Origin of the sequence: Streptococcus sp. Marseille-P7375, from assembly GCF_902460365.1 — a bacterium.
Classification (GTDB): Bacteria; Bacillota; Bacilli; order Lactobacillales; family Streptococcaceae; genus Streptococcus; species Streptococcus cristatus_I.
Genome location: NZ_CABPTR010000001.1, coordinates 668,321 through 682,557 on the forward strand (window position 1 = coordinate 668,321; position 14,237 = coordinate 682,557).

15 protein-coding genes are annotated in these 14,237 nt (G+C 40.4%); all 15 read right to left on the reverse strand.

From position 1 onward, the window contains the following. Positions 1–57 precede the first annotated feature (57 nt). Positions 58–972, reverse strand: a complete 915-nt coding sequence (locus FZ954_RS03375) for an MBL fold metallo-hydrolase (RefSeq protein WP_148877093.1) — start codon at positions 970–972, stop codon at positions 58–60. 3 nt (positions 973–975) lie between these two features. Beyond that, on the reverse strand, positions 976–2,088 hold the full coding sequence (locus tag FZ954_RS03380) for an acyl-CoA dehydrogenase family protein (RefSeq protein WP_148877096.1): 1,113 nt from the start codon (positions 2,086–2,088) through the stop codon (positions 976–978). Positions 2,089–2,100: 12 nt separating this feature from the next. Beyond that, positions 2,101–3,015, reverse strand: coding sequence for a LysR family transcriptional regulator (locus tag FZ954_RS03385; RefSeq protein WP_179856417.1), 915 nt, complete (start codon positions 3,013–3,015; stop codon positions 2,101–2,103). A 184-nt stretch (positions 3,016–3,199) separates the two neighbouring features. Beyond that, a complete protein-coding gene (locus tag FZ954_RS03390) occupies positions 3,200–3,853 on the reverse strand; it encodes a 3-oxoacid CoA-transferase subunit B (protein ID WP_005590348.1) in 654 nt (217 codons plus the stop codon). A gap of 1 nt (position 3,854) precedes the next feature. Next, the gene (locus FZ954_RS03395; RefSeq protein WP_148877098.1) at positions 3,855–4,580 is read right to left on the reverse strand and encodes a CoA transferase subunit A; all 726 of its coding nucleotides are present in this window, start codon (positions 4,578–4,580) and stop codon (positions 3,855–3,857) included. 16 nt (positions 4,581–4,596) lie between these two features. Further along, positions 4,597–5,376 carry an enoyl-CoA hydratase/isomerase family protein gene (locus FZ954_RS03400; RefSeq protein WP_015604980.1) on the reverse strand — a complete coding sequence of 260 codons (780 nt, stop codon included), beginning with the start codon at positions 5,374–5,376 and terminating at the stop codon, positions 4,597–4,599. Positions 5,377–5,659: 283 nt separating this feature from the next. Beyond that, positions 5,660–6,838 (reverse strand): acetyl-CoA C-acetyltransferase, encoded by a 1,179-nt coding sequence (locus FZ954_RS03405; protein ID WP_125372814.1) that lies wholly within the window; start codon positions 6,836–6,838, stop codon positions 5,660–5,662. Positions 6,839–6,855: 17 nt separating this feature from the next. Continuing rightward, on the reverse strand, positions 6,856–7,704 hold the full coding sequence (locus FZ954_RS03410; protein WP_148877100.1) for a 3-hydroxybutyryl-CoA dehydrogenase: 849 nt from the start codon (positions 7,702–7,704) through the stop codon (positions 6,856–6,858). A gap of 94 nt (positions 7,705–7,798) precedes the next feature. Then, a complete protein-coding gene (locus tag FZ954_RS03415; protein ID WP_005590354.1) occupies positions 7,799–9,007 on the reverse strand; it encodes an acyl-CoA dehydrogenase family protein in 1,209 nt (402 codons plus the stop codon). A 303-nt stretch (positions 9,008–9,310) separates the two neighbouring features. Then, entirely contained in the window at positions 9,311–9,649 is a 339-nt protein-coding gene (locus FZ954_RS03420; protein WP_015604984.1) for an ATP cone domain-containing protein, read from the reverse strand. A 15-nt stretch (positions 9,650–9,664) separates the two neighbouring features. Beyond that, on the reverse strand, positions 9,665–10,165 hold the full coding sequence (locus FZ954_RS03425; protein WP_045497417.1) for a GNAT family N-acetyltransferase: 501 nt from the start codon (positions 10,163–10,165) through the stop codon (positions 9,665–9,667). A gap of 236 nt (positions 10,166–10,401) precedes the next feature. Then, positions 10,402–10,989, reverse strand: a complete 588-nt coding sequence (locus tag FZ954_RS03430; RefSeq protein WP_045497420.1) for a hypothetical protein — start codon at positions 10,987–10,989, stop codon at positions 10,402–10,404. A 54-nt stretch (positions 10,990–11,043) separates the two neighbouring features. Beyond that, on the reverse strand, positions 11,044–11,979 hold the full coding sequence (dapA, locus tag FZ954_RS03435; RefSeq protein ID WP_148877103.1) for a 4-hydroxy-tetrahydrodipicolinate synthase: 936 nt from the start codon (positions 11,977–11,979) through the stop codon (positions 11,044–11,046). A gap of 79 nt (positions 11,980–12,058) precedes the next feature. Further along, positions 12,059–13,135 carry an aspartate-semialdehyde dehydrogenase gene (locus tag FZ954_RS03440; RefSeq protein WP_045497424.1) on the reverse strand — a complete coding sequence of 359 codons (1,077 nt, stop codon included), beginning with the start codon at positions 13,133–13,135 and terminating at the stop codon, positions 12,059–12,061. Between the two features lie 627 nt (positions 13,136–13,762). Continuing rightward, positions 13,763–14,236, reverse strand: coding sequence for a GNAT family N-acetyltransferase (locus FZ954_RS03450; protein WP_235285260.1), 474 nt, complete (start codon positions 14,234–14,236; stop codon positions 13,763–13,765). Position 14,237 lies beyond the last annotated feature (1 nt).

The following is a 14,237-nucleotide window of genomic DNA, read 5'->3' on the forward strand; positions in this document are numbered from 1 at the left end:
ATAGAGAATAAAATAGTAAAATCGCTCCCTCAAACTGTCAGAAGCGATTCTCTATTCTTATAAAAATGACGGTTTGCGATCCTGCTTATCTGTGAATGGAACTCGCGGTTCACGAATCCTAGTCACATAATCAACAAATTCCTCGCCAGTCTGATCAAACTCAGCAACTGCGAAAAATTGATCATGGTAAAAGAAAAACTTATAATGGTTTTCAAAAGCTTCTTTGAGCCATTTGTCTTTGGCAACAATTGAGCGCATCGGATAATCATCTACTGCAGCAACCCACAGAGGTTTCCGATGAGCATGAGTCAGCACCAAATCAGCCATATGAATCATGGTTTCCTCGCCCTGTTTCAGTAAGATGATGCTGTGACCGTTACTGTGACCGCCTGTATGAACCATTTGAATTTCTGGAATGACATTCAGATATTCGGTAAAGGTTTCAACCTGATCTTGGATTGGCTCCCAATTTTCCTTCAGATAAGTTCCCCTTGTCCGACTATTGGGATTTCGCATTTCGTACCATTCTATCTCATTTACAAAAATCTTTGCATTTGGGAATTTTGAAACAAGCTGATTGTTCTCATCTAATCTAGTCAGACCGCCAGAGTGATCATGGTGCATGTGCGTCATTAAAATATGGGAAATATCTTCTGGCTTTAATCCCAAGAGTGCCAAGCTTTCTTCAACACGGCTCTCAGAAAGAATACCGAGATTGCGACGTTGTTTATCAGAAAGCTTAGCCGTATCAAAACTTGCATCAATTAAATAATTCTGCCCCTTGTATTGAATCAAAATCGGATCTGTTAGTTCAGCCATCATATTTTCGTCTGTTGTTGGATAATAACGTGACCAAACAACCTTTGGTACCGGGCCAAACAAGGTGCCTGCATCTGTGAGCTTATCCGCTCCACGCAACCAAGTCAGCTTCATTTCCCCAAACTGATACTCTTGTAATTTGAGTTCTGTCATCTTTTACTCCTTTAACCATCTCTCTGCGATTTCTTTTCTGATCGAGTTTCCTGACCGTCCATAATTCTCAATAATTTCAGCATCTTTAAAATAGCGTTTGATATTCACATGATCAAATTTTTGTAGAGGCCCGATAAGACGGAGAATTTCATCTGTAACCTCTAGCGCTACCTTAGTCATATATAGCTTTATCCGTGCAACAAACTTGGAATCTTCTTCTATTTGATTAGGATAGGATGAGAAATAAGCATCTGCAGCACAAATTTTATTGTACAGATCTGCGAACTTGTACTGATGCAACTCAACATCCATCAGTCGCTTGCCGAATCCTCTTTTTACACGTGCAAACTCAAGACCCTTATGAAAAGCACCTTCGGCAACTCCTAAAGCAACCGCACTCAAGCCAAGTTGCATATTCTTTATGATATCATTAAATTGCTCATTTCCAGCCAAGACTCCGCCTAATAAGGCAGTTTCCGGCAGGTGTACATTATCTAAGGTAACAGAACTTAGTGGAAGTCCTAGTAAACCTTGCTTTTCTATCTGCTCACCAATGAGCACACCCGAGGCATTCGTCTCCACAATGAAGAAGCCGTAAGAATCAGGCTTTCCATCCTCCTTTACTTTGGCTAAGACCAAGAGAATGTCCGCAATGCTGCTATTTGACACTTTGGCTTTTTCTCCCGAAAGTTGCCAACCTGTCTCTGTCTTGATCGCATAGGTCTCCAAATCTGCCAAACTATTTAGATGCTTAGACTCAGAAAATCCAAGACCTGCTTTACAAGTTCCCTTTACCAACTTATCCAGATAACGCTCTTTCTGTTGCCCCGTACCAAATTTCAAAATAGGATAAACACCATAACAACCTTGGGTCAGCAATATAGTTGAAAGAGCTGGAAATTCATTCGAAATCATTCGAATAGAGCTGATAAAATCAGAAGCCAAAGCCTGATCGCCTTCTGACAAAATCGGTGAAAAAATATCCAAATCCGTCGTCATTACTTCCCAAATCTCCTGAGGAAAGTCGACTGACTCATCATGATTTTTCATGTAGTCTCTAATGGCTGTATTTACATATGAACTCAATGCTGCTGTTTTGGTACTGGACTTCATCATCAATTCTCCCCCCTATGGATGTGGCTCAGAAAGAGGCTGATAATAACCTTTTAAAAGCTCTTCATATACGTATGCTTCTACCTCATTGTAGCTTGCTTTATAAGGCCGGCAGAACCAAATATTGAAAGGCACCGGATCCTTAAAGCGCACAACCTTGAATTTATTCTTATCGACAAAATACTCTAAAGGACGAGGTAACAGTGCAATCATATCGTTTTGATAAGTTGACTCTATCAAGAAATCCCATGTCGATGATAAATAGGCAAAATTTGCTTTTATCTTTTTACTCTTTAATTTTTCAGTGATTAAATCGTAGGTTGTAAATGATTTATTAAAGGTTGCTAAACCGTACTGAGCTATATCTTTCCATTTCAACAATTCTTTGTTTGCCAAGGGATGATTCTTGTCCATATAGGCCACGTATTCATCAACTTGAATGATATACTGTTCATATTTTTTAGGATCCAGATTGGTAGGTTCGATTAGTACTGCAAAATTCAGATCCCCCGCAACCAGCTTTTGACGTAATTCATTACTTCCATCCTCAGTAACCTGAATGTTGACTTGCGGATTGTCCTGTAAAAACTTTGGTAAAATACTAGAAAAATATACACGTAAAATCAATGACGGAATGCCCAAGTTAAAGGTACCTTTTTGTTTAAGAGCTTCCATATGAATCATTGATTGCATCTCTTCATGCCGGTTGACAATCTCTGTGGCAAAGCGGTAAATCTTACCACCAGCTTCCGTCAGACTCTCTAATCTTCCATTTCTGCGATTGAAGAGCTGGACTCCTTCCGTTGATTCAAAATTTGTGACAAACTGACTCAAGGCTGACTGGCTGATATGAATTTTCTTAGCTGCGATAGAAAGATTGCATCCACATTCGACGATATTGATAAAGTAAGTCATTTGAATTATATCCACTTTTCGTCTCCCATCTTTCAAATTTCACGAGGTAATTTGCCATAAATAAAACAACAACTGGCCCTCGAAACCATGATGACCAGTTGCTAGTATTCTGATTAAAAACTAATCATCGCTCAAGTTGTTATAAACACATAGTAACACACTTTCAGAGAAAGAGGAGATTAATTGCTTACTAACCTTATTAGATTGACATCGTTTTCAAGTCTTCTGAAACAATTACTTCTCCTGCTGTCTTTTCAAGAACTTCCTCTAGGGTAACGCCGGGAGCAAGCTCTTTCAAGAGGAACTTACCATCTTGGAAACCAAAGACAGCCAACTCTGTAATGACTAAATCAAGAACTCCTTTGGCAGAAAGTGGCAAAGTACACTCTGGCAGAAGTTTAGATTGGCCATCAGCAGTAGTATGCTGGATTGCACCGATAACACGCTTCGCTCCAACCAACAAGTCCATCGCTCCACCCATTCCTGGGGCAAACTTACCTGGAATAATCCAGTTAGCAATACTACCATCTTGACTGACTTCCAAAGCTCCTAGCACGGTCGCATCAACGTGTCCACCACGGATGATCGCGAAGGAAGTCTGTAAGTCAAATAATGCTGCTCCAGGCAAGAGAGTGATTGGCGCTCCACCAGAGTTTGCCAGGTTTGGATTGTAAGTATCTTTCGTTGGTGTTTCACCAAAGCGAAGCGCTCCATTTTCAGCCTGAAGAATAACGTTTACTCCCTCAGGAATATAGTCAGCAGATGCGTTTGGAATACCAAATCCTAGATTGACAACATCTCCATCTTTAAATTCTTGTGCAACACGTCTTGCAATAATTTCTTTTGCTTTCATATTAGTTCACCCCCGCCAATTTTTTAGTCTCTGTCCAAAGATCACCCATCATCTTATGGTGTTCTTCTGGAGTCAAGCTTTGGACGACATAGTCAACAAGGATGCCCGGAACATAAATATCATTCGGATGAATTTCGCCAGCTTCAACAATTTCATTCGCTTCAACGATAACAGTATCTGCTGCGAGTGCTAATTGCAAGGAAATGTTTTTCGTAGTGCCATCGATATACAAGTTGCCGTATTTGTCAGCTTTAGTCGCTTTGATTAAGGCAACATCAATTTTAAGTGGATCATAGACCAAGTATTCACGGCCATTACGCTCTACTTTTTCATAATCTTTTTCTAAGATTGTTCCGACTCCTGTCGGGGTCAAGACAGCTCCTAAGCCAGCTCCAGCTGCATGGAGACGCTCGACAACAGTTCCCATCGGTGTAAATTCGACTTCCATCGTCTTTTCAAAATACTCACGTTGAGCTGCTGCAGATGTTCCTATGTGGGCTGCAATATATTTTTTCACTTGGTGATTTTCACAAAGTCGTCCAACCCCAACTTCTTTACCAGGATGAGATGTTACCACCGATACCAAAGTCAAGTCTTGCTGGTTTTGTTTTACTAATTCTTCAATCAATTCAAAAGGTTCACCGACACCGAGGAATCCAGAAATTCCAACGATATCACCCGATTTGACCTTAGAAATAGCGTCTGATAATGATACAACTGATTTCATGCTGATACCTCCTCTTTTACTTACGATTGAAAACAGCTTTGCGTTTTTCAACAAAAGCACGCATTCCTTCTAGTTTGTCTTCTGTAGAGAAGAGCAAGGCTTCTGCTTCTGTTTCCAGACGGATTGCATTTTTAAGAGGAAGTTCCGCACCAACTTGAATGACATGTTTTGCTTTTTCAACAGCTAACGGTGCATTCTTCATGATGGCTGCGGCTAATTCTTCAGCTGAAGACAACAATTCTTCAGCAGGAACCAGTTTGTTAAGAATACCTAAGTCATAGGCTTCTTGACCTTTCACTGTACGAGCAGTGAAGATAAGTTCTTTGGCACGGCTAGTTCCAATCAAGCGAGACATCCGTTGAGTACCAGCAAATCCTGGAATAATACCCAAGCCAACTTCTGGGAAGCCAACCACTGTTTTTTCAAATCCAATACGGATATCTGTTGAAAGTGCTAGCTCCATACCACCACCGAGTGCATAACCATTGAGGACTGCAATCGTTGGTTGGCGTAAATCTGAAAGGCGAGTAAATGTATCATTTGCAAATGTCATGTATTCAAAGGCTTGAATAGGTGACATCAAATCCATTTCCTTGATGTCTGCTCCGGCGACGAATGCTTTTTCTCCTGCTCCAGTTACGATGACAACGCGAATTTCCTCGCTTTTCTCAACTTGATCAAGAACTTCATTCAAATCAGCCAAAACTTGAGAACTCAAGGCGTTCAAAGCTTCAGGACGGTTGATAGTGATATATCCAATCCCATTTTTAACTTCTAATAAAACAGTTTTACTCATTTTTATGCTCCTACTTATAAAATTGAATGACTAAGTATGCTGTCAACAAATACTTAAACTACAAATGTAAGAGCTTACATTCTTATGATATACCATTTCTCACACTTCGTCTACTTAATCATCATTTATACATCGATAAGCTAAGCTTATAGTTTTGATATTCAAATTAATTTTTCGAAAAATAAAACAAGCCCTATCAAGGCTTGCTTGCAAAAAACAGCTCATCGATAGGACTTGTTTATATAGCAGAAGCAAATGGAAAACTTCAAAAATGAACTAGATTCTAGCGTTCTACGATGACCGCTGTACCCATACCGCCACCGATACAAAGGGTAGCAAGGCCACGTTTAACATCACGTTTTTGCATTTCGTGCAAAAGTGTTACCAAAATACGGCAGCCTGAAGCACCGATTGGGTGACCAAGAGCAATCGCACCACCATTTACATTGACTTTTTCAGGATCAAGATTCAGTTCTTTACCAACGGCACATGCTTGCGCTGCAAATGCTTCATTGGATTCAACCAAATCTAAATCTTCCACTGTAAATCCGCCTTTTTCAAGGGCTTTGCGAGATGCGTAAATCGGGCCACAACCCATAATTTTTGGATCTAGTCCAGCGCTTGCGTAAGATTTGATCGTTGCCAAAACTGGAACGCCCAATTCTTTAGCCTTATCAGCACTCATAACAACTACTGCTGCCGCACCGTCGTTAATACCTGAGGCATTACCAGCAGTCACAGTACCATCTTTCTTGAACACTGGACGCAATTTTCCCAATCCTTCAAGAGAAGCATCTTTTCTTGGGAATTCATCTGTATCAAATACGATAGGATCACCCTTACGTTGCGGAATTTCAACAGGAACAATTTCTTCTTTGAAACGACCAGCTTCGATAGCTGCAACTGCACGTTTTTGAGATTGCACAGCAAAGTTATCTTGGTCTTCACGTGTAATGCCATATTGTTCAGCAACGTTTTCAGCTGTAATTCCCATATGGAAGGATTCAAAGGCATCTGTCAAGCCATCGCGGAGCATAGTGTCTACTACTTGAGAGTCTCCCATACGGGCGCCCCAACGTTGGTTTTGAAGGACATAAGGAGCTTGGCTCATGTTTTCAGCCCCACCGGCTACAACGATATCAGCATCTCCACACAATACAGCTTGAGCCGCCAATTGAACTGCTTTCAAACCAGAGCCACAAACTTTGTTAATAGTAAAAGCTGGAGAAGCTACTGGGACACCTGCGTTAACACTCATTTGACGAGCTACGTTTTGACCAAGACCTGCACCCAGAACGTTACCCATGATAACTTCATCAACTTGTTCTGGTTTCAAATTTGCTCGTTCAATAGCACTTTTAATAACCAAACTACCTAGATCAACAGCCGAAACATTTTTTAAAGTTCCACCAAAAGAACCCAAAGGTGTGCGGACTGCTGCTACAATAACTGCTTCTTTCATTTCTTGCTCCTTATATCTTAATATTTAAAGAATCCTTCTTTAGTCTTACGACCAAGCTTACCAGCTTCAACCATCTTCTTCAGAAGTGGAGCAGGACGATACTTAGGATCTCCAAATCCATTGTTTAACACTCCCATGATAGCCAAGCAGACATCAAGACCGATCAAGTCAGCCAATGCCAATGGGCCAATTGGGTGATTAGCACCTAGTTTCATTGCTTCGTCAATTTCTTCAGCTGAAGCAACACCTTCACCTAAGATGAAAATAGCCTCATTGATCATTGGAATCAAGACGCGGTTCACAACAAAACCATAAGAATCTTTCACGTCTACAGCTGTTTTACCGATTTTTTCAGTCAATTCACGAACAGCTTTCACAACTTCATCTGATGTTTGAAGCGCACGAATAACTTCAACCAATTTCATAACTGGTGCTGGGTTGAAGAAGTGCATACCAATAACGCGTTCTTGATGAACTGTCGCAGCTGCAATATCAGTAATAGATAGAGATGAAGTGTTTGAAGCCAAAATAGTTTGAGGATCAGTCAACTCATCCAACTGTTTAAAAATGCTCAATTTGATGTCGCGATTTTCAGTAGCCGCTTCAATAACCAATTGAACATGTTTAGCATCTTCATAAGATGTAGAAGGAATCAGATTTGCCAAAATGCTGTTTTTATCTTCTTCTGACAAACGACCTTTTTCAACAGAACGAGACAATTGCTTAGTAATACCATCCAGCCCTCTTTTAACAAACTCTTCCTTGATATCATTGAGATAAACTGTGAAACCTGATTGAGCAAAGACTTGTGCAATACCGCTTCCCATTTGACCTGATCCGATGATCATCACTTTTGAAATACTCATTTTTTTCTCCTATTTACTATCAAAATATAAACTTCAAAAAGAAAGAATCGGAACGATTACTAGCAAATGCTGAGCAATCGTTCCAAATTCATTATTATACAAATGCTCCAATACCAGTGATTTCACGGCCTACAATCAAAGCATTCACTTCATGAGAACCTTCATATGTGTAGATTGCTTCAGCATCTGCAAAGAAGCGAGCTACATCAGTTTCAAGAGTGATTCCGTTACCACCACATGTTTCACGAGCAAGTGCAACTGTTTCACGCATTACTAATGAGTTGTGCATCTTAGCAAGTGCAGAGTTCAGCATCAATTCGTTACCTGCTTCTTGCATTTCTGCAATACGAGCTGAATATGAAAGTACTGCCACTGCGTTAGCTTGCATTCTAGCCAATTTTTCTTGTACGATTTGGAATGCAGCAATTGGACGTTTGAATTGTTGACGATCTTTAGCATATTTAAGAGCTGCTACGTATGAACCACAAGTGATAGCAGTTGCAATGTGAGCAACGTCAGCACGAGTGAATGTCAAGATGCGAGCTACATCGCCAAATCCATTGATGTTTACCAAACGGTCTGAATCTGGAACTTCCACATTCTTCATAGTAATGTGACCATTACGTACGCATCTAAGGGCGGTCTTGTGAGGGATTGGTTCTGCATGATATCCAGGAGCACCTTTACGAACGATGAAACATTTCACTTTTCCATCTTCAACGTCGCGAGCAAATACTGGAACCACATCAGCTGTATCTGATCCACCGATCCAACGTTTTTCTCCGTTCAAAATCCATTTATCGCCAACACGCTCAGCTGTTGTCGCAAGACCTCCAGCAATGTCAGAACCTGACAACGGCTCAGTCAAAGCGAAACATCCTTGCCAGTCAAATGCAGCTAATTTAGGAAGGAATTCTTTTTGTTGACGCTCGTCACCACCAAGCAAGACTGTGTTGTAGCAAAGTCCACCATGAACTGTGAAGAAAGTCGCTATAGACGCATCGAAACGGCCTAATTCCAAATACAAGAATGCGATGTAAAGTTCTGATGGTTTGTAGTTGCCTTCGCGACCTTCGAACAATTTAGGGTTGTTCATGATTTGAGCGCCTTTAGCAACTGCATAGAATTCTTCAAATGGGAAATCAGGCGCTTCCCAATATTCATTAATGACTGGACGAAGATGCTTTTCAATCAAACGACGAGTTTCTTGTAATACTTCCGCTTCTCCCAATGTCAAGCCATCGGCATAGTGGAAAAGATCCTCAGGGTATAGTTCACGTAAAATTTCTTCTTTAGTTGCCATTTTATTGACTCCTTTTGTATAGTTTTTATTTGTATAAGAGCGCTTTCATTTTTATAGCTCAGTATTTGTTGACGCTTTCATTTTATATCTAATATGTCCTAGTGTCTACTTAAGAAAGATTAAGAAGAGCATAAGTCCAGATTATACATATTGATTTAACTGGCTTTGAAAGGTCTTTTTCTACTAAAAACTAGGAAAAAATCTTTGAATACGGTTACAATTTTTGAAGAGAAATCTACTTTGAACTGAATTTTTATATTGAGTTTTGAAAAAGAAAAAGCCCATCTGGGCTTTTCAGCATTATTATCGGATTTGCTCAAAATGCAGATGGACAGCGATATGGTCACCGTAACCACTGCGTTCCAAATCACGCTGCAAGCGGTAGGAAATATAATGCTCAGCAATAGTGATATAGCCTGCTCCCAAGAGACGGTTTTCAACCATAGACTGAATCATACTGATAGTGGCACGCTCAACCTTGGCTTCTTCCAAATCTAACACGACTTTTTTTGTGACCAAGGCTAGATTTTGACGGAGGTCGTCTGTCAAGACATAAACAGTTTGAGCTGCTTTTAATACCGCTTGATAGATTTTATCTGGGTCAAAGTCAACGACTTCCCCACTGCGTTTAATAACTTTCATAAGATACTCCTTTATTTATATATTTCTGATATAGTGTAAATCTCTGGCTTGACTGCTATCAATCCAATTTTCAGTGGAAAACTCAAAGACAAAACCTTCTTTTTCATAAAATGGAAGACCGATAACATTTCCTTCAGTTACTGTAACGGCTTGCTCTCTAGCCTGATATTGTGATTTTTGGTAACTTGTCAAGATCTCCAGTAATGCATGGCCGATTCCCAAACGTTGAGCCTGCGGCAAGACGTAGAGAACATAAACATTGGCTCTGCCGTCCTCACTCATTCCACCACCAATACAACCAAGCACCTGCCCATTCATTTCTGCCAGCCAATAACCATTCCATTCAGGAGAAAGTTCAGTCAAGTCCTTCAGCAAACGTTCTTGGCTATAGAAAATGTCAAAGACTCGCTCTATGTAGGAAGAAGAATAAATATTTTTATAGGTAGTCAACCAAGTTTCTCTACATATTTTTTGGATTAGTTGCCAATCAGCCTTGCTTGCCTTACGAACCTGCATTATCATCACCTCTCAAGAGATAACTTACCCTATCATTATACAATTTTTTCTTATTTTTTTCAAAAAGAATGAAACATTTAGAAAAAGGACTGCAGAAATGAACCGAACCTCTGTTCTTAGAATTCTATCTAACTTTCGAGGCGCCATCAACTGCAATCCTTTTGAAAATAATTTCAGAGAACTATAAATATTAGTCCTTTTAGTTCAAGCTAATAATACATATACTATATATCACTTTACTCTAATACAATGTCTTGTTTCTTGTAACGATATTGCATTTTCCAATGATTTTCAGATACTTCTTCTAATTTCAGAGTTTTGTTAATCTTATTAAAAGGCAATTTCTCTTCCTCAACTTTCCTTAGGAGCTCAACTAATAAATCACCCCCAGCGTTTAGAGAAATTAAACTATCATCCTCACTATCGTATTGAAGTAAAACTTTCTTTGTCGGTTTGTCGATGACATTATACAGATTGAAAGCCCTTTTAATGTCAAAATTCTTCTCTTTGTCTGCTATCATTGACACAGTATGTAACTCTAACCGACCAATTTTAAAAGCCCTGAAAAGACTGACAACAATCCCTAATCCAGCAAGTGTTTCCCAGATAAGAGAGAAAAGTTTTAAATCCCAGTCTGTTATAAGGTTAAGAAGTAGATAAAGAGCCCCCAAACCAAACCCTAACAAAATTAGACCTGCACCATAAAAACTTGCCTTATCACCAGTTCGAATAATTGGCTTGTCGTAAACTCTCTTCCCCTCAAGCTTTTCCAGACTACGCTTTGCCTTATACTCCTCGATTCGTTGACTATGCTTTTCTGTCATATTATTTCATCACACCTTACTTACTCTATATAAAATCTAAAGCAAATTTGCCGATCAATAATCTGGTCTCAAGACCCCTTTAACAGTCTCTTTAGTCGCTTCATAGTCGCCATCAACTACGACCTTAATAATTCGCTTAGCATCTTCCTCAGGAGCTGGAACGAGCGGTAAGCGGGTTGGACCAGCTGCAAAGCCCATGTAATTAAGTACAGCCTTGACTGGTGCTGGACTTGGATAAGAGAACAGGGCATTGACCTTAGGGATGAACTTCCGTTGGATAGCTGCTGCTTTTTTGATGTCATTGTGTTCAATAGCATCCAGCATTTCAAACATTTCATCACCGTTTGTGTGAGAAGCAACAGAAATAACCCCATCAGCCCCCAGATTCATAGCATGAAAGGCATCGCCATCCTCACCGGTATAAATCAGAAATTCCTCTGGACGATGTTCGATCAAATAAGCCATATTCGCCAGACTCGTACATTCCTTCACACCGATAATATTTGGGTGTTCTGCCAGTCTTAACATGGTCTCAGGCGTCATTTCAACCACTACCCGTCCTGGGATATTGTAGATAATGATCGGCAGGTTTGAAGCATCCGCAATGGCTTTAAAGTGCTGATACATGCCTTCTTGAGACGGTTTATTGTAATAGGGAACAATAGCCAAACCAGCCGCAAAACCACCAAAGGCATCTACTTCTTTGACAAATTCAATGGAGTCGCGCGTTTCGTTGGTACCGACACCAGCTATCAAAGGAACGCGCCCCTTGACAACATTTTGAACAGCCGCAAAAAGCTCCAATTCTTCATCGTGGGTCAGGGTTGGACTCTCTGCAGTCGTTCCAGCTAGCAAAATCCCATCTGTATGATGAGCCAAAAGGTGCTCAATCAAATCTGGAATGGCCTCAAAATTGATGGAGCCATCTTCATGAAAAGGCGTAATGAAAGCTGTGATGATTTTACAATTCTTCAAATCTGCGTATGCCATAGACTTACCTCCCTTTGTATGAAAAGAGGATTGAATGACAGATATTCAATCCTCGACCTGTCACGTATTTTTAGACAGCTTATTTTAATTCAAAAACGACTTCTTCTGTTGGACGAACCAAGCCACGCTCATGAAGAGTTTCAGCGATTTGGACAGAATTCCATGCCGCTCCTTTAAGAAGGTTGTCTGAAACGACCCACATATGGATTCCTTTTTCTGCATCCAAGTCTTTACGAATACGACCTACAAAAGTATCGCGTGAACCAACTGCGTTAATTGCTTGAGGATAGATTTGGTGAGCTACATCATCCTCAAGAACGGCACCTGGGAAAGCTGCAATGGCTGCTTTGACTTCTTCAATCGGAGCCACTTCTTTCGTTTCGATGTAAACAGACTCAGAGTGAGCTGACAGGACTGGAATACGTACACAGGTGGCAGATACTGCAATGCTGTCATCTTCCATGATTTTCTTAGTTTCCTTAGTCATCTTCATCTCTTCGTATGTGTAATCATTGTCAGTGAAGACATCGATTTGTGGAAGAGCGTTAAAGGCGATAGGATAATGTTTCTTATCACCACCTGAAGGCAAGATTTCCGCATGCAAATCACGTGGGGCAACACCATCATTCAACACTTCACGAAGTTCACGTTGCGTTTCGAGAATGGCTCCCATACCAGCACCAGAGACTGCCTGGTAAGTTGAAACAATGATACGGTCCAAGCCCCATTGCTGACGGACAGGCTCAAGAGCCACCATCATTTGGATTGTTGAACAGTTAGGGCAGGCGATAATCCCTTTATGCTGATCTAGTGCATGAGCGTTTACTTCTGGAACAACCAGAGGCACATCAGGATTTTGGCGGAAATATGAAGTATTGTCTACTACGACTGCACCAGCTTTGACTGCATATGGAGCATATTTTGCTGAAGTAGAGCCACCAGCTGAGAAAAGAGCGATGTCTACGCCTTCAAAGGCAATTTCTGTTGTTTCTTCGATGGTGACATCTTGTCCTTTGAACTGAAGAACCTTACCAGCTGAACGAGCAGAAGCCAAATAACGGATCTTATCAATTGGAAGTGTTGATTCTTCCAGCATTTTAATCATTTGAGCGCCAACAGCACCTGTCGCGCCGACTACAGCAACTGTATATCCCATACAATCCACCTCTGAATTTTCTAAAAATTTTGTATATTCTAGTATTATACTATTTTTAAGGAAAAATGCAAATATTTCTAAAGAATTATGGACTTATTTTGTTACAATACTCAGCCGCTCACGATGCTGTTCTTCTCAATATCAATCTCTCTAAGATCAGCTTCGACCAGCGGTCTTGCCTCTCTAAGAGAACTACCAAGGTTTACAGATTTTGTCCATACGGACAAAACTGCATCCACTGCTCTAAGATTCAACTGCCTTCTACGAAGTTGTTTCATCAAGAACAATAGCACTCACGACGCTAATCGTCTCAGTATCAATGCCTCTAAGCTCGGCTGCGACTAACTGTCTTGCCTCTATAAGATAAGTTTCAAGGTTTACAGATTTTGTTCTCACGAACAAAACTGCATCCATTGCTCTAAGACTTAACTTCGTCAAGAGCAATAGAAAATCCCCAATCCGTAGACTGGGGATAAGGGCACTTTCGTGTGATCAGCAGGTTCACACAACTGATCAAGGTCCGCTCCTGCGTTATGACCTCCCATGCTTCAATTTGCAGAAAAACTGCATATCGACTCATCGCACGAAATATAGTTTACCTTATTTTTTTCCGTTTTGTCAAGGTATTTACTCTAAAGTATAAACAAAAACTTGCCTATATTTCCACTCTTGGCCTTCTTTTTGGAATTGTTTCCGTACTCCTTCAAGATAGAAATCAGCTTGTTCTAGTAATTTTTGCGAAGGGATATTCTGTAGATCAACATGTGCTTCTAAACGATGAAATCCTAGTTCGCAACTGACTTTCTTGAGTTCTTCTAGCATAGCTCTGGCGTAGCCCTGACGCCAAAATTGATTATGTATCGTATAACCTATTTCTGCCCATTGAAAATCATCTCTAGCTAGCACAAATAAATTAGCCATACCTACATGTTTTCCTCTTTTTGCATCATAAATTCCCCAAATATACTGCTGGTCTTTCTCTAGAAAATCGCGGTGTTTAGCCACCAAATCCGAAAACCAACTTTCTGTACAAATTGTCATATCTAAAAGTCCATCATCAAATGGTGATTGGGATGGTAGTCTATTTGAAAATCCTTCCAGC